Here is a 19,220-nt window from a genome sequence, read left to right as displayed (position 1 = left end):
CATCATTAATACTTGGCATAATCTCTGCAGAGATTATAGTTGCTGAACATATTTCAACAGGAGATTAATCTTATGTCAAAACGTTTATTTTCAATTGTCTCTGCAACTTTGATTGCATTTATTTTAAGTACATCATTATTCGCTGGAATCGCCAGCGCCCAAGAAGCTGGTTTAGAAAATTTACGTAAAACCGGAAAAGCGTTCCGTAGTGTTGCCAAAAAAGTTTCTCCAGCAGTCGTATTCATTCAAGTTGAAAAAGAGGTCACCCAACAGAGCGTCACTGGAAACCCGTTTGAAGGAACACCCTTTGGTGATGAATTCATGCGTCGGTTTTTTGGCCAGATTCCACAGCAAAATTCACCTCAGCAAACTCCAAAACGGCGGGCATCTGGACAGGGTTCGGGTTTCATTATCTCGGCTGATGGCTACATCATGACCAATAACCACGTCGTTAATGATGCCGACAAGATTTCGGTTCAACTGCTTGACGGGCGTGAATTTGACGCCAAGATTATTGGCACCGATCCCCCCACGGATGTTGCCCTGATCAAAATCGATGCCAAAGAAAAACTTCCGTTTTTACCCCTTGGTAATTCGGACCTGATGGAAGTTGGCGATTGGGTTCTGGCATTTGGTAATCCTTTTGGACTGTCACACACGTTGACCGCTGGGATCGTTAGCGCCAAAGGGCGAAGTGGCATTGGCCTCAATGATTTTGAGAACTTTATTCAAACCGATGCGGCAATCAACCCCGGAAATTCTGGCGGACCACTAGTCAATTTAGATGGTGAAGTGGTGGGGATGAATTCTGCCATCTTCAGCCGGAGCGGTGGCTATATGGGGATTGGCTTTGCCATCCCAATCAACATGGCTGCTGATATTCAGCAACAGTTGATCGAACACGGAAGTGTCACTCGAGGGCGTCTTGGAGTCCTGATTCAGGATCTGACAAAAGAGTTAGCCGAGTCTTTTGAGATCGATCAACGTGACGGTATTCTCATCGCTCAAGTACTGGAAGATTCAGCCGCAGACAAAGCGGGACTGCAACAGGGTGATGTTATTTTACAACTGGATGGAAGCAAGGTAGATAAAGTTGCAACCTTCCGCAACAAGATCGCCATGACCCGTCCGGGAACTCAAGTTGAGTTTGTCGTCCTTCGTGACGGCAAAAAGAAAAAAATCAAAGCGACTATCGGACTGCTTGAAGCTGACGAAAACGGTCATCCCATCAGCAGCGACAACCTCCCTGAATTAGGGATGAAACTGCAAAAACTGACTCCAGAACTGGCCGCGCAATTTGGTTATGACAATGCAGACGGCGTACTCGTCACTGCCGTTGAATCAGGTTCAATCGCTCAACGTGCTGGAATTCAGCGGGGGAACTTGATTGAAGAGGTCAACCGCCATCAAGTCAAGACGCCTGAAGAGGTCAAGGCAGCGATCAAGGAGACTCACAAGAAGACGGTTCTCCTGTTGGTACGGCAAGGTGAAGCTAACCGCTACCTGGCACTGAAGTTAGAGGAATAATCACCCCGATCCCTTGGTGCTCTGCTCAGCACCAAGGGATCAATACATAGATTATTGGGCGTTACCTCCTACGTCCATCTCGGGGAACCAGCAGGGTTCCCCCTTTTTTTGTCCAAATCACTGCAACTGTGTTTTTTTACTGCAAACACTTGAGATTTGTTTTATATCTGCGTAGAGATATATCTGTATACAATCCACAGGGAGAGTGAAAAATGAAATTAAAGTTATTCACCGGGCTGGCACTTCTGACTCTGATGCTGACCTATGTTGTACAAAATAGCGCTCGGGTACCCATCATTTTCCTTAAGTGGGAATATGATGTTTCCCAGGCACTGTTGGTTCTCTCTTCGCTCCTGATCGGAATCGCTTTAGGGCTCATCCTTAGTTATACTTGGAAAAACAAAGGCAAGAACCAACAGAAAAAAGCTGAAAAGCAAGCAAGAAAAATCAAGAAAGAACAAGATAAACTCAAAAAACAGCAGGAAAAACTCCCCCAAGAACAAGAGCAACCAACGGCCGAGCCACCAATGAAACCTCAAGAAGAGGAGCAGCTATAAACTTGAGATCGCTTTAGTCATCAAGTGCAGGGTGATGCTTCGTGGTAGCTACCCAAGCGCCACGTCCAGTATCATCATCACCGTAAACCCGACCATGGTTCCAAAGGTTGCCGTATCGGTGTGTCCCCCCTGCTGTGATTCAGGGATAACTTCTTCTACCACAACAAAAATCATGGCTCCGGCAGCAAAAGCAAGGGAAAAAGGGAGGATAGGCTGAGCGATAAAAACCAGAGCCGCCCCGGCAACGCCAGCAACAATTTCTACCATCCCGGAAAATTGTCCCACCATAAAACTCCGATGACGTGATAAACCATCCCGGCGTAAAGGGACTGAAACGGCCAACCCTTCAGGAAAGTTCTGGATACCAATGCCAAGCGCTAACGCGATGGCTCCAGCCATTGATGCTTCTTGAAAACCGGCGCCAACGGCACCAAATGCGACCCCCACAGCTAACCCTTCAGGGATATTGTGCATGGTGATTGCAAGGACCATTAAGGTACTGCGCGGCCAGTTTGTTTTTACCCCCTCGGCTTCTGACATCGGCATATTCAAATGCAGATGGGGAAGAAATTTATCAATCAAACGGAGAAAACCGCCTCCGCAGAGAAAACCAAGAGCGACCACCAGCCATGCCGGCAATGCTTTTCCTTCTGCCATCACCAGAGCTGGTGCAAGCAAAGACCAATAACTTGCCGCTATCATCACTCCGGCAGCAAATCCAAGCATGAGGTCAAGAGTTTTACGCGTCGGCTCTTGTTGCAGATAAACGGCTCCAGCACCCAATGCCGTCATTGCCCAAGTGAAAAGAGTTGCAAAAAAGGCTTGCCAGACAGGGTGAAGAGATAATAGAGCTTCAAACATTTTAGATCCCTCTTAAGAATGATATGAAAGTTACTTGAGTCAAAAAACAGCTTAGCATAAATTATTAACGAGGTTATTATCTTCCTGTCACGACTGCATTTCTACAGAAGGAGACATTCATGAAAAAGACGATTTTAATCACTGGGGCCACTTCCGGTTTTGGAAAAGCTTGTGCAGAACATTTTGCAGTTCAGGGTTGGCAACTGATTTTGACAGGTCGACGAACTGGCCGTTTGGAACAACTGCAACAACAGTTGGGTGAAGCCGTACTCACAACCATGACTCTGGATGTCCGCGACCGGGAGCAAGTATTTGCAAAGCTGGGTTCGTTGACTGATGTCGATGTGCTCCTGAATAATGCCGGTCTGGCTCTGGGACTGGAACCTTCATGGGCGGTGGATATTGACGATTGGGAGACCATGGTCGATACCAATATCAAAGGGCTGATGTACTGCACTCGTGCCCTGCTACCACAGATGGTTTCACGCGATAGTGGCCATATTGTCAACATTGGTTCTACCGCTGGTAGCTGGCCATATCCCGGCGGAAACGTCTATGGCGGCACCAAAGCGTTTGTCAAACAATTCAGCCGTAACCTACGTTCCGACCTGCTTGGCAGCAAGGTGCGAGTCACCAATGTCGCTCCGGGCATGGCTGAAAGTGAATTTTCCAATGTCCGCTTTAAAGGTGATATTGAACAAGCCGCCAAGGTCTATCAGGGAACGGAGGCTTTACGTCCTGAAGATATTGCCGAGACAGTTTTCTGGATCGTCAACCGCCCGGCACATGTCAATATTAATGTGATCGAGATGATGCCCGTCGATCAAGCTTGGGGACCGTTTGCTATTCACCGCCACGACAAATAGCCGCGATTACTCTTGTTGGAACGTTAAAGCGGCTTAAAAGAGCTGCCTGCGGAGCGCTTTCTCTAACTCTAAAGCCGGTGTAAAGTCGGCTTTACGCTCAATGGTTTTATGACAATCATTGAGCGCTCGACTGAAGAGTTTCATCTCAAAACAGGTCTGTGCCCGCCCCCAGTAACCTTCGTATTGCTGGGGGTTCATGGCAATGACTCGATCATAGTTTTCAAGCGATAGATCAAATTTCTCCAGCACCCGGTAGGCCAATCCACGATTTGTCCAGGCACGTGCATTTTCATTGTTATACTCAATCGACTTATTGAAATCTTCCAGCCCCTTATTGTACTCAGCTAAAGCGAACAGAGCCATACCGCGATGATTATAAACCAGAGATCGAATGGCGGGATCGAGCTTTATCTTTAAGGCAGCACTGTAAAGGTTGATTGCTTTTCTAAACCGGTTATTGCTATGCGCTTCCAAAGCCCCAAACATCAGTTTTTCCAGCTTGTCTGACGACAGATGTTCTGGAATAGGAATCTCTTTGTCCCCTCCCCCATCATCCACATCAGGGAGCTGAGCGATGTCAATACTATGATAGCCACAAGATATTGTCTCAACCTCCTGACGGCATTTCAAGCCGCGCTGACGGATCTCTTTCTGATAGTCACGAATCTCTTGAAAGATCAGATCTGACAACGTCAATGATGCGTTGAGTGAGGCGAGTTTGCGACGGATAGAGTGGTTTGGCATGCCGATATCGGACTTGTAGACCAGTTCGTGCTCGACCTCTGCCCAAGCATCTTGGAGAATCGTACGCAGTTGAATCTCACAAACATCACAGCTATGAGGAAGCCTCTCCTTGCCAGCAAAAGAGGGGGTCTTGATCAACAGATGAACAGAGTCGTAGCCAAATTCGCTGAAGGAATGCTGCTCGGCCTTATGCTCCATTTCCAGAATTTCAAATTTTTGTGCTATCAACTTCTCTATTATCTCCAGCTCCTCCAAAAAAGGGCAGACGATTCTGAGCCCAAGAAGATCAGTAATCTGGAGCATTTCACTCCCCTGCAACTTATGGAGGCGGACGAGTTTCTCACAATAGCTGTCAAAACCCTTGACCCGGTATTTAAGCGTTAGCGACAGCCCCTCTTCTTCAGCAAGGGTGTGCATTTGCTGATAGATATTATAGAGCAGCAATTCGTATTCAGGCCTTAGCTCTGCGTACAGTTTTTTGGTCGCAGTCCGGTCGGGCAGTGGGGATTGACCTTGTTTTCCGTTTTTCATGGGGTCCGCTCCGCGCAATAAGTTGATTTCAAGTTCAACGGGTATGGCTGCAGATCAAAGAAGAAGGGAAATAAATATATCATGGAAACTGCTGTTTCTGCTACTTTACTCAACAACGGGCGGTGGTCAACCCTGGCTGATTAAAGTTTTTCGCTATTCACGCCGATAAATAGATGAGAGGTCACGATAAACAGCATTCATCGCAGCATAATCCATGGAAGGATTGAAAATGGCTACGAATCTCCGCGTAGGCGGTATCCATGCCTACCAGATAAGCAGAGAAGTCGAACCTGTCCCCGCATATCCTCGGATCGACCCACAACAACCACGGGAAGAATCGTCCCACCCACAACACGAAAAACGTGCCGACAAGGATGATCAGGCGACGCGGCGGTTCATGGCCATGCGCTCGCTCATCGATAAGCTCAAACAGACCGCGACTATTATCCGGGTTGATTATCTCACCACCGAGAGTGAGCTGCATGATCTTGGTCTAGCGATTGCGGAAAATGAGTTGCTTGACCAACTGCTACAATTAAAAATTTCGTTGCAAGAAATTGATGAGCTGTTCCAGCAGATACGACAACGTCCTGCCGGTCCCGACATCGGGGCGGGGCACAGCCTATCTGAGGCAGATAATTTTTTTCCGATCTTCATTGCGGGTCTTAATGAATACAACCTGCGTTTCCAAAACTTACCCATACATGCCACCCTCACAACCGATGCAATGGCTGATCAGCTAAAACAAAACGGACGCTTTATCACGGATAAGAACCGCCTCCGACTCGACTTTCGGAAGACACTAGAAAGCGATCAGCGATTAAAACTGGATATCAGTGTTCTTGTGGCCATCAGTGAAGTCGATGAAGCCGGTCGTAGAGTCATTCTCTATCAACGTCCTGACCAGAGCTATGCACTGTACGCGGATAAACAGATTGACCTGTCAATTTAGTGGGACCCTGTCCGGCAGATCACAACCGAAAAAACACCTAGTGCCCCGGCAGAACAATGTCCACTTGTGGCAAAAAACGGGATAGATCCTTTGGCAGAGGAGCGCTTACCGTGACCCGTTCCTGACTGAACGGATCCACAAAAGCCAGACTCCGACAGTGGAGAAACAACCGATGAAGTGGTCTTGGACAGGGCCCCTTATAGCGTTTATCACCATAAAGAGGATGTCCGGCATCAGCAAATTGGCGCCGGATCTGATGTTGCCGTCCCGTATGGAGTTGCAGTTCCAGCAATGACGCAATGTCATTGCTGATTAACGTTTGGTAGCTGGTTTTGGCGGTCTTCAATTTTCCTTTAGCAGGAATATCACTCTGCAGATCCCCCCGGCCCAGCAACTTCCCATTCACCAGCGCCAAATAGATTTTTACCACTTCGCCTTGCATGAACAGTTTTCCCAGTTCAGAGCAACTTTTCTTCCCCTTGCCAAACAATACCGGCCCGGACGTCTCCAGATCCAAACGTTGTACCGGGGCAGCATGGAATTTATCTCCTCGATGGAGCAAAAATTCAGCTACCCGATCAGTCAGGTTATCGCGCTCATGGCCATGACTGGTGTGGATAGCCAATCCGGCAGGCTTATTCACAATCAGAATCTCCCGTGATTCATAAAGAATATCAATCTTAGGGGCCGAACGCTGTGGAGCCGTCAGCAACTCGTGGATACGCGCACTGTCAGGGACAGATATTCTAGCTCCAACGGTCAACGAGTCATTGGCCGAAATAGTAGCGTCATCACTTTTTACTTTCCCCTTCTTAAACAACTGCCGTAAATAACCGACAGGGGCAGCAGGAATGACCTCCTGCAAAAAAAGTTCCGCTTTCAGGCCAGCGCCTGTAGCTGGTACAATAAATTCAGGCATGATCTCTCCTCAACTCCGTTTCTCCATATCCCGGTGCAACTCTTGCCGTAGCCGTTTGGCGATCGGACCCACCTGGCCTTGATTGATAGTAAAGGCATCAACTTGAACCACAGGAATCACCTCCAGAGACGTTGAAGTGATAAAAACTTCATCGGAAAATTGCAAATCCTGCAATTTAAATTCTCCACTGATTACCCGCAGGTTCAGCTCTTCTTCACACAGGCGCATAATTGTTGAGCGTGTCACCCCCTCCAACAATCCCGTCGATGCTCCGGGGGTAAAAACCCACTGATCACGGGTCCAGAAAATGTTGGAGGCCGAACCTTCACAAATATGCTCTTTGTTGTTCAACATAATAACCTCGAAGGTTCCCAGTGCTTTTGCTTCTAATTTCCCAAGCAGGCTGTTGAGGTTACTGATCGACTTAATTTTAGGGCTGATCGCCTCCGGTGCGTTTCTTCTGGTCTGTGCCACTTTCACCTTAATCCCCTGCTGATAATACTCATCGTCAAGTCCCTGAAATTCGCGCCCAACAATGAAACAGGTTAAATCGTTGTCCATATCACGTTGAAAGCCAATCTGTCCCTTGCCTCGTGTGATCGTGATCCGGTAATAGGCATTCTTCCAGCCATTGCGTTCACAGAGGGTCAAGAGAATCTCCTCTAACTGTTGCTGAGTAAAAGCCAGCGGATACGAGAGCGCTTCTGCAGACTGCACCAAACGCTGATAATGTTTGGAGAACTGGTACAGCTTCCCCTTAACGGAGCGAAAACTTTCAAAGATGCCATCACCATAGAGAAAACCCTGGTCAAAAACTGAAACTTTGGCCAAATCACTGTTAACAAATTTACCATTTAAATAGACGTCACTCATTATCCTGTTCCCGGAGTTAATTGTAGACCTGAAGCACAGCTAAAATCATGTGGTTAAACGATGTTAGCGTAAAAGCTGATATTGTGTAAGGGACAAAGATTACTGAAATAAAAGTAGACAGCGAAACAAGGCACCATTTAGTCTTGTCGAACAGATCAAAGGATTGATATATGTATCATCTCTGCCGCAAACCTGTTTGCGACCTGACGTGTTATTGTCTTTATACTCCCACTCCAGATCCAGAAAAAGGATAAGCCAGCATGGATTACATAGATTTACGTAGCGACACCGTAACCCACCCCACTCCAGAAATGCGTAACGCCATGGCACACGCAACTGTCGGTGATGATGTTTATGGTGAAGACCCGACGGTCAACCGTCTTGAAGCAGAAGCCGCCGCAATGTTTGGCATGGAAGCCGGTTTGCTGGTCACCAGTGGCACCCAGGGGAACCTGATTGCCCTATTAACCCATGCCCCCCGAGGCAGCGAAATCATCTCTGGTGATAAAGCCCATATCATCCTTTATGAACAGGGGGGGATGGCAGCTCTTGGCGGGATTATGCCGCGCACCCTTCCGGTCCAGGACGATGGTACTTTGCGGCTGACGGATATTCAAGCCGCTATCCGCATCGATGATCAACATTTTCCCCGCACCAAGTTAGTCTGCATTGAAAATACCCAAGGGACAGTCGGCTCCGTTCCCCTCAGCCCCGAGTACACCCAAAGCGTAGCCGATCTGGCACACCAAAACAGTCTCAAGTTACATATTGATGGAGCACGGATTTTTAATGCCGCAACCGCCTACAATGTCTCAGCAGCGGAGATTATTTCAGGGGCCGACAGTGTGACCTTCTGTCTATCCAAAGGACTCGGCGCACCGATTGGTTCAATCCTGCTGGGCAACAAAGATTTTATCAAAGAGGCTCATCGAAACCGGAAGATCCTCGGTGGCGGCATGCGCCAGGCTGGAGTTCTCGCGTCCGCCGGGCTGATTGCCATCCACAAAATGACCCAGCGCCTGCATGAAGATCATCGCAACGCAGCCGATCTTGCCGAAAAGCTTAAATCGGTCCCCCATATCAAAGTTCTCAGCCAGCATACAAGTTTTGTCTTTTTCTGGTTGGAGGAATCGGCAAAATTAACCCCGGCTGAATTTACTACGGCAATGCGCAAGCATAATATTCTGCTAAGTCCATACCCCGGCTATGAGCGTAAATTTCGCGCCGTTCTTCACTATTGGATCACTCCTGAACGAGTGGATACCGTCATCACCACAATAAAACAGGTATTAGGATAAAGGGACACATAGAAAATTGCTCTTGGAGAAAATCAATGTCTTTTAAAGTTACTACCGAAAGCCTCTGGTCCGATCTACAGAAAGTCAGAGAAACTGCCCCCCTGGTTCATAACATTACCAACTATGTCGTTATGAACAGCACCGCCAACGCGCTTTTGGCCGTTGGCGCATCTCCGGTTATGGCCCACGCTCAGGAAGAGGTTGAAGAGATGGCTGCCATTGCCGCAGCGCTGGTCATTAACATCGGCACTCTGAGCCCGGATTGGATTACAGCGATGCAGCTGGCTATGAAAACAGCTGTTAACAAAGGTATCCCTGTTGTTTTTGATCCCGTTGGCTCTGGTGCGACATCCTTCCGCACCCGCACCTGCCGTGAACTGCTCTCGACAGGTGCCAATATCATCCGTGGCAACGCTTCAGAGATCATGTCGTTGGTGGATGCTTCCATTCAAACCAAGGGGGTCGATAGCGCATCTGACGTCAGTCTGGCGGAACAGGCCGCACTGGACCTGGCAAAGCACTATGACAATGTTGTTGTTGTCAGCGGTGCAACTGACTTGATCACCGACGGCAACAACAAAGCGTATATCCCCCATGGTCACCCGATGATGGCAAAAGTCACCGGGCTCGGTTGTACTGCAACAGCCATGGTCGGAACCTTCAGCGCCATCAATAGAGACAACTTCGTTGCTGCCGCTCATGCCATGGCCCTCATGGGGATCTGTGGCGAAATAGCCGTTAAAAAAGCGCAAGGTCCCGCAAGTTTACAACTGCATTTGATCGATACATTTTATACTATTGATCAGGAGAATATAGCCGCATATCTGCAAGGTTGACCCTTATGAATCTGCATCTGGTTACTGACCGTTCCCTGACTCTGGGGCGGCCGTTATTAGACATTATCCGTGCCGCTGTGGCGGGGGGAACATCCTTGGTCCAGTTACGGGAGAAAGACTGTTCAACCCGCGAATTTGTCGAGTTAGGACAAGCGGTCGCATCCCTGCTGCAAGGGTACAAGATCCCTTTAATCATCAACGATCGGGTTGATGTCGCCCTGGCTATCGGTGCCCAGGGAGTGCACATCGGCCAGAGTGATATGCCCTACCCGCAGGCTAGGGCAATCCTTGGCTCACAGGCCATTATTGGCTTGTCGGTTGAAACTCCGGAACAGGCCCTTGCGGCAAACCTATTTGATGTCGATTATCTTGGCCTAAGCCCCGTGTTTGCAACGACAACCAAAATGGATTTACCGCCGCAGTTGGGATTGCAGGGGGTGCAGGAAATTAGAGCTGTAAGCCGCCATCAATTGATTGCCATCGGTGGGATTAACAGTGACAACGCCGAAAATGTTATTACTGCCGGAGCGCATGGATTAGCAGTTGTCTCCGCCATCTGCGCTGCTTCTGACCCCAAAAATGCGGCAATGGAGCTCTGCAAAAAGATCGCTGTGGCCAAAGCTAAAGCAGTGGCAGCATAAATCTTATTTAGGAGGAAATGAACCCAAACCGTTTGACTTGCCCAGCGTCAAAGGAGAAAGATTAATCTGGTTTGCAAAAGGCCTAAATAACCCTTTTTACACAGATTAACTTCTGGAGTCATCATCGTCTCTTACCGAGATTTATGCTGTACATTGACCGTGGAATCAGATCAATCTAAATGGGAGAAAATATAGGGACGCCGATATTAACTCATATCCAAAAACGGTTGTGGGTCAATCTGCTCAGCTAAGCCTTGGGCCTGCACTTGAAGAGCCTGTGCACATTCGCGCTGTCGTGTTGCAGTAAAGCGTGAAATCAGACCCGAGATACACAACACCGCTAAAATCTTCCCCTCTGCAGTCAAAACTGGAACCCCGACCGAAGCCACTTCAGGATCTCTTTCGCCTAAAGAAGTGTACCAACCCTGCTGACGAATGGTTGTAAACGGTTCCCCCTCGCCTCCCGAATAAGCCAACAGTATTTGTCCTGCTGCCCCCTTCTCCAGTGGGAGTCGCCGCCCCTCTTCCAGTTGATGACGGATCGCCCGATTCGCATTAGCACGATAGAGGCAGATCCGCTTGTTGCCACTGCGAGTATAAAATGCAACCGACTCGTTAAAACAATCACGGAGTGATTCAATAATCGGGCGCACAATGGTCCCAATATCACAACTGTTTTGCGCTATTTTCCCCAAGCTGACGAGAGCCAATCCCAGACGATACTGACCATCTTTTTGCCGAGTCAAATAGCCATAACGTTCCAACGACCCGCAAAGTCTGAGAATTGTGCTTTTATAAAAACCCGTCTTCTCGGCCAAAAGTTTCAGGCTGAGGGTGGATTGATCTTCCGTAAAACAGTTGAGTATTTCCAAGGCTCGTTCTACGGCTTCTACTCTATTATTCGACATGGTACCAACTCCTTCTTCTTACCTAGTTTCATTCTGCACTGTAGAACATGATTATTTTTAACACAATATTTTACTTGAAATAGAACAAAAATACTGTATGGTAAAATGCAGTTCTGCTTGAGAGAACCGCATTACTTGAATACTCTTCCAGATAAAAGCAAAGGAGCTTACGTGTTCAGCCGTCCCTTAAAAAAATTCCGTGTTATTGATCTCACCAATGTACTTTCTGGACCCTTCTGCGGCTATTTGCTTGCAAACATGGGGGCTCAGGTCATTAAAGTTGAAGTTCCCGAATCTGGAGATTTGGCAAGACAACTCGGCGCTAGCCCCGAACTTAACAAAAATAAAATGGGCGCATCTTTCCTTGCACAGAATGCCGGCAAGAAATCACTGACAATTAATCTTAAAACAGCAGCAGGAAAGAAGCTGTTTGAAAAGCTAATTAGAACAGCGGATGTTTTGATTGAAAATTTTCGCCCTGGTGTAATGACTCGGCTGGGATTGGGGTTTGATGATTTAAAATTGATTAATCCCAAACTCATCTATTGTGCCATATCGGGATTTGGAGCTACCGGGCCATTACGCTATCTTCCCGCTTACGACCAGATCATTCAAGGCTTGTCTGGGGTCATGAGTATCACCGGCGATAGCTCTTCAGCCCCGCTACGGGTTGGCTATCCCATCGCCGATACCATCGGTGGGATGAGTGCTGCTTTTGCTATTGCGGCAACTTTAGCCGGACGCAACGGCGAAACTGATGAAGCTGTATTTATTGACGTCTCAATGCTCGATTCCACCATGTCGACAATGGGCTGGGTTGTCTCTAATTACCTGATCGCAGGAAAAGATCCTATCCCTATGGGGAACGACAACTTCACTGCCAGCCCATCGGGAACCTTCCAGACGGGCGATGGTCCATTAAATATTGCAGCAAACAAGCAGGAACAGTTTGAAAAACTCTGTGAGCTTCTTGGTCTGCCAGAACTGACAACCGATCCCCACTTCAGCCAACGGCAACTCCGGTTACAAAATCGCCAAGAGTTAAAACAGCTCTTAGAACAGGCATTAAAAAGTAAATCTGCTGAGGCTTGGGAAGAAGAACTCTCTTCTGCAGGGGTCCCGGCAGGACGCGTCTTATCGGTCCCCGAAGCCTTAAATCACCCCCACATGCGTGATCGGGGGATGATCGGCCATTTTGATAATGTTCCCCGGGTTGGGAATGTTGATGTCTTCCGCCCCGGTTTCAAACTCAATGGATTGTCTCCTCAGGTTGACACTCCCCCTCCGCTACTCGGACAACATACCGATGAGATGCTGACAGATCTGGGTTTAACAGCAGAGGACATAGCGGCCTTGCGCCAAGAAAAGGTGGTCTGATTATGACAGATAAAACGCAACAGGATTCCAAGGTAAGCGACTGGTGGAAAACTGAAATTATTGAAATGGAGCCTGGAGTTATCCGCTTTCGTGGCTATCCCATCGAAGAATTGATCGGCCATATCAGCTTTTCACAGATGATATGGCTGATGACACGCGGTGAGCTGCCGGAACCTGGTGCTGCCAAACTCCTTGACACGGCACTGATGTCAGGCGTCGATCATGGTCCTCAAGCTCCCAGCCTCGCCATCGCTAGGATGGCAGCAACTTGCGGTGTTGATCTTAATAACGCCATGGCTTCCGCTGTCAATGTCCTTGGTGATGTGCACGGCGGTGCCGGTGAACAGGCTGTAACCTTGTACCAAGAGATACTGAAGCAACAAGAGAGCGGTGTCCCCCTCACCGAAGCCGCAAAGGCGGTGGTTGGTGCATTATTGGATGCAGGAAGTTTTATCCCTGGGTTCGGCCATCGTTTCCACCCCATTGACCCACGCTCACCTCGCTTGCTTGAACTGGTCGATGAAGCTGCCGCAGCGGGAGTCGTCTCAGGTCGCTTTGCCAGTATTGGCCGCGCAGTTGAAGCAGAAATTATGGAGAGAAAGGGGAAACGCATCCCCATGAATATCGACGGTGCTACAGCCGTTATTTATGCCGAACTTGGATTCCCACCACAACTGGCAAGGGGTCTGTTTTGCCTCTCTCGCTCCGTCGGCATCCTTGCCCACACCTGGGAACAGATGCAACAAGGTGGACGTAATAAAGGACCCATGCCAAAAGAATATCTTTGGACCTATACAGGGAAAGCAAAACGCGAGTTGGCAAAAAATTGAGAGATAGAGCGTTTTTTAAATTTCTCGGCGGGACAACGGGAAAAATGATACTAGCCACAGCTGTGAACAGTATGCACAAAAGGTCTTAAATGTTACTAAAAACCATTATGTCCCATTCATTTACACTGTTTTGACCAACAGCTATTTTCTACCCAAGAAATGCACAAGAACCTGAGTAGAAACAAACCCTGTCCGGCATTATTCCGGGCACCAAAAAAGGAGAGATCTGATGAAGAGAATAGTCTGCAAACTAATCATTTTTCTAGCATTGTTCGCGCTAGCCCTCCCAGTCGGGACCAGCTTGGCCAGTGATGAAGTTGATGAGTTGCATTTCTTAATTCCAGGTGGCGCAGGTGGTGGCTGGGATGGCACTGCACGCGGTGTTGGGAAAGTGCTTCTAGATTCCGGGTTACTGAAACATACCTCGTTTGAAAACATGTCCGGTGGCGGTGGAGGCAAGGCGCTGAATCACCTGATTGGGACCGCCAAGCGTCAACAAAACACTATGCTCGTCAACTCAACACCTATCATCATTCGCTCACTGACAGGTGTGTTCCCACAATCATTTCACGATTTAACCCCAATCGCTGCAGTGATTGCCGACTATGCCGCACTGGTCGTCCCGAAAGATTCCAAGTACCAAACCCTCGATCAGGTTCTGGCTGACTTCAAAGCAGATCCGCGTTCGATCAAGATTGGTGGCGGCTCGGTTAAAGGCGGTATGGATCATCTGGTACCGGCAATGATTATCAAGGCTGCTGGCGGCAACCCACTCGACTTGGGTTATATCCCTTACGATGCTGGTGGCAAAGCAATGGCCGGTCTCCTTTCTGGCGATATCAAAGTCCTTGCAACCGGCTTTAGTGAAGCTCTTGGACTCGCAAACCAAGGTGAAGTGCGGATTATCGCTGTCACCTCTGAAGAACGCCTGGCACAAGCTCCAGGGGTACAAACTGTCAAAGAATCTGGGATTGATGTGACTTTCGCAAACTGGCGTGGATTCTTCGGCGCTCCAGGTCTGCCAGAAGCCAGAGCCCAGGCTTATCGGGACCTGTTGAAAAAAATGTATGATACCCCTGAGTGGGAAGACATCCGCAGCAAACGTGGCTGGCAAAACCTTTATAAACCAGGTACAGAGTTTACCGCTTTTCTTGACAATCAGGAAAAAGCCATCGGGGACATGATGCGCGAACTGGGCTTCATCAAGTAATTCAAGGGTTCCATCAATAAACAGCAAGAACGGACTGCCCCCTCGTTCTTTTTGGACGGGGGGACAGCACTTAACTATTGAACCATATCAGGAAAGGTTTTCCTATGGCACGAGAAAAGGTCGGAGCGCTAGTTATGCTGCTCTTTTCGATGGCTTACGGCTTGATGGCTCTCAAAATTCCTTTGAGTTTCATCGCCCAAAACGAATTTTTTACCTCTCGAACCATGCCTTATGCGTTGGCGGTTCTAGGGCTGATTCTTTCGTTGCTAATGCTAATACTCCCGACTGTTGACCCAGAGGGTAAGAAACATCTAAAACAAGTGACCCACGGCATGGATTGGAAAACAGCGATTTTACTAGTTGTAGGAATGATTTTTTACGGGCTGGTCATAAAATGGCTCGGCTTTATCATCTCTTCGATTATTTTCTTAATGTTCGGTTTTTATGTTCTTGGTGAACGCCGACTGAAACGGATGGCACTCGCCGCCATTCCTCTAGTCATCTTTCTATGGTTCGTCATGTCGTCCCTGCTCGGTGTCTATATTGCTCCGGGTGAACTCTTCTATATGCTAGGGATTTTATAATGTGGGATGGAATGCTAAGTGGCATGTTAACAGGAATCAGTACCACCATGATTCCGATGAATATTGCCATGGTACTATTCGGTTGTTTTATGGGGAGTTTGATTGGCATGCTGCCGGGATTGGGTCCAATCACCGCAGTTGCACTGATGATCCCAGTCACTTACGGCCTCGATCCATCCAGCGGGATGGTTCTGTTGGCTGGCGTTTATTACGGGGCAATCTTCGGTGGGTCAACCTCTTCAATTCTTATCAACGCTCCAGGGGAGGCAGCGACGGTCGCCACCGCTCTGGATGGCTATCCGCTGGCAAGACAAGGTCATCCGGGCAAGGCTTTGGCTGTCGCGGCTTACGCCTCGTTTTCCGGCGGCACCATTTCAGTCATCATGTTGATGATCTTTGCTCCGATACTCGCCAGCGTCGCGACCAGTTTCCAGTCAGCGGACTACTTCGCGTTGATGATCCTAGGCTTAACAGCAGTCTCAGCATTCGCTGGCCGGGGTGGCGTTCTTAAGGCGCTACTGATGGTCGTTCTTGGACTGATGCTGGCAACCGTTGGTACAGACCAAACTTCCGGGGTCCAGCGCTTCACCTTTGGCTCGCTGGAACTGCTTGATGGCATTGAGTTTCTCCTCTTGGCAATGGCAACTTTTGCCCTGACAGAGGCCCTCTCAATCGTGCTGAAACGGGATGAATCTTCGGACAGTTTGAAACCTCGGACAATCGGTTTCAAAAATCTCAAAGTGACCAAATCAGAATTCAAACAGATCGCTCCGACCATTGGTCGCTCATCACTTCTCGGCTTTATCATCGGCGTTCTCCCCGGAGCCGGAGCAACCCTCGGTTCATTTATGGCTTATGGCATGGAACGGAATCTGGCTTCACCAGAGGAACAGAAGAAATTTGGTAAGGGCAGTCTGCGTGGTCTCGCCGCTCCGGAAGCTGGCAACAATGCAGCCAGTTCGGGATCGTTTGTGCCGCTACTCTGCCTCGGTATCCCGGGGTCAGGAACCACAGCAGTCATGCTTGGCGCCTTGATTGCTTATGGCATCGAACCGGGGCCACGGATGTTGACAGCTAATCCACAAGTTTTCTGGGGATTGATCATGTCAATGTATCTGGGCAACGTCTTTCTCCTGATCCTCAATCTACCATTGATCCCTTACTTTGCCAGGCTGCTGGCGGTACCACGGAATTTCATGGTGCCAATGATCCTGTTTTTCTCCTTAATGGGGGTCTATCTGGTCACTTTCAATGATTTCGATATTCTCATGATGGTGATCTTTTGTATCGCTGCCATGGCGCTGCGTTTGATGAACTTCCCTATGGCCCCTCTGCTGCTTGGATTTATCCTCGGTGGACTCATGGAGGACAATCTGCGGCGGGCGTTGCTGATCTACAATGACTCTTTCAGCTTCATGTGGGAGCGCCCACTGACACTGGGGATTAATCTGGCAACTTTGCTGATTCTGGTCTTTCCAATGATACGATCTTTTATAGCGAGAAGAAAGGGTGGCGGAAAGCCTGGCAATGAAGTGGTTGTTGAAGTTTGATGCGAAACAATCAATAAGAACTCAAACACATAAAAAAAGGTTCCCTGCTCACAGACAGAGAACCTTTTTTTACGCTGAATATCAACCTTATTTAGATGACTTCAAATACCGATAATAATCAGAGTCGGTGGAAATCACCAATTTGCCTTTATTGGTGATAGTTTTTTTATAAGACTCCATCGTACGCAAAAAAGTATAGAACTCTTTATCCTGATTGTATGCTTCTGCATAGATGGCAGCAGCTTCGGCATCCGCAGCGCCTCGATACTCTAATGCTTTACGGTAGGCTTCAGAGCTGATCTCTTTCAGTTCACGTTGCATCGATCCGAGGATTTCAAGCTTTTCCCCTTCCCCTTCAGAACGATACTGAGCAGCAACTTTCTTCCGCTCATTGATCATCCGCTCATAAACGCGGACACGAACCTGCTCAACATAATTAAGCCGCTTGAACTGAACATCAATCAATTCGATACCATATTCTGGAGTACTGGAACTCGCCTCAAGGAGGATGCCACTGAGAATTTCTTCGCGGCCGATCATGTCTTCGGGGAGAATCTGCACACCGTCAACCTCAAAACGCTCATTTCCAGTCGCCTTATAATCTCCACCACGCACCAGTTCAACCAAAAGGTGGCCAGACACAGCATCACGGACGACGGAATCAATAATATCATCCAGCCGGCTTAGTGCCCCCCGCTCAGTCGCAACAGTCTTGAGAAACAGCAGAGGATCGGTAATCCGCCAACGGGCTGTGGTATCAACCCAGATGAATTTTTTATCTTTGGTCGGAATCTGATTCGGATCGCCGTCCCACTTAAGAATTCTCTTTTCAAACCGGGTAACATCTTGAATAAATGGTAGTTTAAAATGCAGCCCCGGATACGAAACTTCACCAACCGGTTTACCAAACTGGGTCACGATGGCTTGTTCGGCTTCGTTCACAATATAGAAACCACCTTTTGCAATCAACAGAGCAACAATAACAACAATTATCACTATTCCATTTTTCATTTACTTGCTCCTTCCATCGCTTTACGTAACGGGAGCAATGGCAGTAACCCACCGTTTTTCTCATCCATAATGTATATTTCATCCAGGTTGGGCAAAACCTCTTCCATGGTTTCAACATGGATACGTTTACGGGTGACCTGCGGAGCCTTTTGGTATTCTGTTAACAAGGCCACAAAACGATTCGTTTCTCCCCTGGCCTTGTTGATCCTTTCAACCGCATAACCTTGCGCTTCCTGAAGAGCCCTCTTCGCTTCACCACGGGCTCTTGGAACTTCACGATTGTACTGTTCACGAGCCTGAAAGATCAGACTCTCTTTTTGTTGTTCTGCTTCGTTAACTTCATTAAATGCATCTTTGACAGGTTCTGGTGGATTAACATCTTGAAATTTCACCGTCACGATTCGTACGCCGATATCGTACTGCGTCAAAGTCGCCTGCAGTGATTGTTGTATCTGATCGGCAAGGTACGCCCGATCCGTCGTCAACACCTGGGTCACATCCGCATTACCGATCACTTTACGGACCATTGCTTCAGCGATGTCGCGAATGGTCCCAATTGGATCTTTGATTTTAAAAATATATTTAAATGGATCAGATACCTGAAATTGAACAATCCACTCCACATCACTGACATTCAAATCACCCGTCAAAGTGAGAGATTCTTCTTCTAGACCACGCTTGGTATAAGCAGTTTTTATCCCCTGCGAAACAGTCCGATAGCCAAACTCTTCCTTGAGGACACGACCCGTGGGAACCAGATAGACCTGTTCAATCCCGAATGGAATTTTAAAATGTAGCCCCGGATTAGAAAATTTCTTGAAATTACCAAAGCGTAAAACCACCCCTGTCTCTTCAGTATCCACTTTATACATACTGCTTGAACCACCAATAACCACGGCGATCACAGCAACGATAATTAATAAGGGCAAAAACCCTTTTTGTGGGTTAAACTTAAGTTTGTTCTTCAATTGATTTGTGAATTCAATGATCTTTTTTTCTAGGTCATCCCCAGAAGGACCTTGTCCCCAATCTTGCATCATTACCTCTTTCTGTTATCGAGTGTTGGTTTGACTTACTTGATCAGCAAATACAAAATATATGACCTTTGATTATAACAGATTCTCTCAACAATAAGTTATCATTAT

General features: G+C 48.0%; 19 protein-coding genes. 12 read left to right on the top strand and 7 right to left on the bottom strand.

The window, feature by feature from the left end; translation table 11 throughout:
- Positions 1 to 72: 72 nt before the first annotated feature.
- Together BLU87_RS10115 and BLU87_RS10110 are read left to right on the top strand one after the other, a co-directional pair.
- Positions 73 to 1,527 (top strand): DegQ family serine endoprotease, encoded by a 1,455-nt coding sequence (locus BLU87_RS10115; RefSeq protein WP_092347680.1) that lies wholly within the window; start codon positions 73 to 75, stop codon positions 1,525 to 1,527.
- A 212-nt stretch (positions 1,528 to 1,739) separates the two neighbouring features.
- Entirely contained in the window at positions 1,740 to 2,084 is a 345-nt protein-coding gene (locus BLU87_RS10110; protein WP_092347677.1) for a LapA family protein, read from the top strand.
- A 48-nt stretch (positions 2,085 to 2,132) separates the two neighbouring features.
- Here BLU87_RS10110 and BLU87_RS10105 read toward each other — a convergent pair whose 3' ends face one another.
- The gene (locus BLU87_RS10105; RefSeq protein WP_092347674.1) at positions 2,133 to 2,945 is read right to left on the bottom strand and encodes a ZIP family metal transporter; all 813 of its coding nucleotides are present in this window, start codon (positions 2,943 to 2,945) and stop codon (positions 2,133 to 2,135) included.
- A gap of 119 nt (positions 2,946 to 3,064) precedes the next feature.
- Between BLU87_RS10105 and BLU87_RS10100 the strand changes: the two genes are divergently transcribed.
- Positions 3,065 to 3,811 carry an SDR family oxidoreductase gene (locus tag BLU87_RS10100; protein WP_092347671.1) on the top strand — a complete coding sequence of 249 codons (747 nt, stop codon included), beginning with the start codon at positions 3,065 to 3,067 and terminating at the stop codon, positions 3,809 to 3,811.
- A gap of 33 nt (positions 3,812 to 3,844) precedes the next feature.
- Here the strand turns inward: BLU87_RS10100 and BLU87_RS10095 are convergent, their stop codons facing one another.
- Entirely contained in the window at positions 3,845 to 5,086 is a 1,242-nt protein-coding gene (locus BLU87_RS10095) for a tetratricopeptide repeat protein (RefSeq protein WP_092347668.1), read from the bottom strand.
- 229 nt (positions 5,087 to 5,315) lie between these two features.
- Here BLU87_RS10095 and BLU87_RS10090 point away from each other — a divergent pair, with 229 nt between their 5' ends.
- Complete coding sequence (locus tag BLU87_RS10090; protein WP_092347665.1) at positions 5,316 to 6,038, top strand: hypothetical protein; 723 nt, start codon at positions 5,316 to 5,318, stop codon at positions 6,036 to 6,038.
- Positions 6,039 to 6,075: 37 nt separating this feature from the next.
- On the opposite strand, the gene BLU87_RS10085 is transcribed toward BLU87_RS10090, so the two are convergent.
- The gene (locus BLU87_RS10085; protein WP_092347662.1) at positions 6,076 to 6,957 is read right to left on the bottom strand and encodes an RluA family pseudouridine synthase; all 882 of its coding nucleotides are present in this window, start codon (positions 6,955 to 6,957) and stop codon (positions 6,076 to 6,078) included.
- Between the two features lie 9 nt (positions 6,958 to 6,966).
- A complete protein-coding gene (locus BLU87_RS10080) occupies positions 6,967 to 7,830 on the bottom strand; it encodes an aminotransferase class IV (RefSeq protein WP_092347659.1) in 864 nt (287 codons plus the stop codon).
- Between the two features lie 260 nt (positions 7,831 to 8,090).
- Here BLU87_RS10080 and ltaE point away from each other — a divergent pair, with 260 nt between their 5' ends.
- From ltaE to thiE, 3 genes are read left to right on the top strand one after another with little or no spacing between them, the layout of a single operon-like run.
- Entirely contained in the window at positions 8,091 to 9,128 is a 1,038-nt protein-coding gene (gene ltaE / locus BLU87_RS10075; protein ID WP_092347656.1) for a low-specificity L-threonine aldolase, read from the top strand.
- A gap of 35 nt (positions 9,129 to 9,163) precedes the next feature.
- The gene (thiM, locus tag BLU87_RS10070) at positions 9,164 to 9,964 is read left to right on the top strand and encodes a hydroxyethylthiazole kinase (RefSeq protein WP_092347653.1); all 801 of its coding nucleotides are present in this window, start codon (positions 9,164 to 9,166) and stop codon (positions 9,962 to 9,964) included.
- Positions 9,965 to 9,969: 5 nt separating this feature from the next.
- A complete protein-coding gene (thiE, locus tag BLU87_RS10065; protein ID WP_092347650.1) occupies positions 9,970 to 10,605 on the top strand; it encodes a thiamine phosphate synthase in 636 nt (211 codons plus the stop codon).
- 206 nt (positions 10,606 to 10,811) lie between these two features.
- On the opposite strand, the gene BLU87_RS10060 is transcribed toward thiE, so the two are convergent.
- A complete protein-coding gene (locus BLU87_RS10060) occupies positions 10,812 to 11,513 on the bottom strand; it encodes an IclR family transcriptional regulator (protein ID WP_092347647.1) in 702 nt (233 codons plus the stop codon).
- 171 nt (positions 11,514 to 11,684) lie between these two features.
- Between BLU87_RS10060 and BLU87_RS10055 the strand changes: the two genes are divergently transcribed.
- The 5 genes from BLU87_RS10055 to BLU87_RS10035 all read left to right on the top strand — a co-directional run bounded on the left by BLU87_RS10055 (position 11,685) and on the right by BLU87_RS10035 (position 17,064).
- Positions 11,685 to 12,890: a CaiB/BaiF CoA transferase family protein gene (locus BLU87_RS10055; RefSeq protein WP_217637482.1), complete on the top strand. Its 1,206-nt coding sequence runs from the start codon at positions 11,685 to 11,687 to the stop codon at positions 12,888 to 12,890.
- Positions 12,891 to 12,892: 2 nt separating this feature from the next.
- A complete protein-coding gene (locus BLU87_RS10050; protein WP_092347641.1) occupies positions 12,893 to 13,720 on the top strand; it encodes a citryl-CoA lyase in 828 nt (275 codons plus the stop codon).
- 229 nt (positions 13,721 to 13,949) lie between these two features.
- Complete coding sequence (locus tag BLU87_RS10045) at positions 13,950 to 14,930, top strand: tripartite tricarboxylate transporter substrate binding protein (RefSeq protein WP_092347638.1); 981 nt, start codon at positions 13,950 to 13,952, stop codon at positions 14,928 to 14,930.
- 104 nt (positions 14,931 to 15,034) lie between these two features.
- Positions 15,035 to 15,514, top strand: a complete 480-nt coding sequence (locus tag BLU87_RS10040; protein ID WP_092347635.1) for a tripartite tricarboxylate transporter TctB family protein — start codon at positions 15,035 to 15,037, stop codon at positions 15,512 to 15,514.
- Positions 15,515 to 15,525: 11 nt separating this feature from the next.
- On the top strand, positions 15,526 to 17,064 hold the full coding sequence (locus tag BLU87_RS10035) for a tripartite tricarboxylate transporter permease (protein WP_425429687.1): 1,539 nt from the start codon (positions 15,526 to 15,528) through the stop codon (positions 17,062 to 17,064).
- Between the two features lie 87 nt (positions 17,065 to 17,151).
- On the opposite strand, the gene hflC is transcribed toward BLU87_RS10035, so the two are convergent.
- On the bottom strand, positions 17,152 to 18,075 hold the full coding sequence (gene hflC / locus BLU87_RS10030; RefSeq protein WP_092347629.1) for a protease modulator HflC: 924 nt from the start codon (positions 18,073 to 18,075) through the stop codon (positions 17,152 to 17,154).
- The gene (hflK, locus tag BLU87_RS10025; RefSeq protein ID WP_245706446.1) at positions 18,072 to 19,115 is read right to left on the bottom strand and encodes an FtsH protease activity modulator HflK; all 1,044 of its coding nucleotides are present in this window, start codon (positions 19,113 to 19,115) and stop codon (positions 18,072 to 18,074) included. The genes hflC and hflK overlap by 4 nt, the downstream gene beginning before the upstream one ends.
- Between the last annotated feature and the right edge of the window lie 105 nt (positions 19,116 to 19,220).

It is taken from the genome of Desulfuromusa kysingii (assembly GCF_900107645.1).
GTDB classification, from domain to species: Bacteria; Desulfobacterota; Desulfuromonadia; order Desulfuromonadales; family Geopsychrobacteraceae; genus Desulfuromusa; species Desulfuromusa kysingii.
Note: the sequence above shows the minus strand (reverse complement) of the source record. Positions and strands in the feature narration are given on the sequence as shown.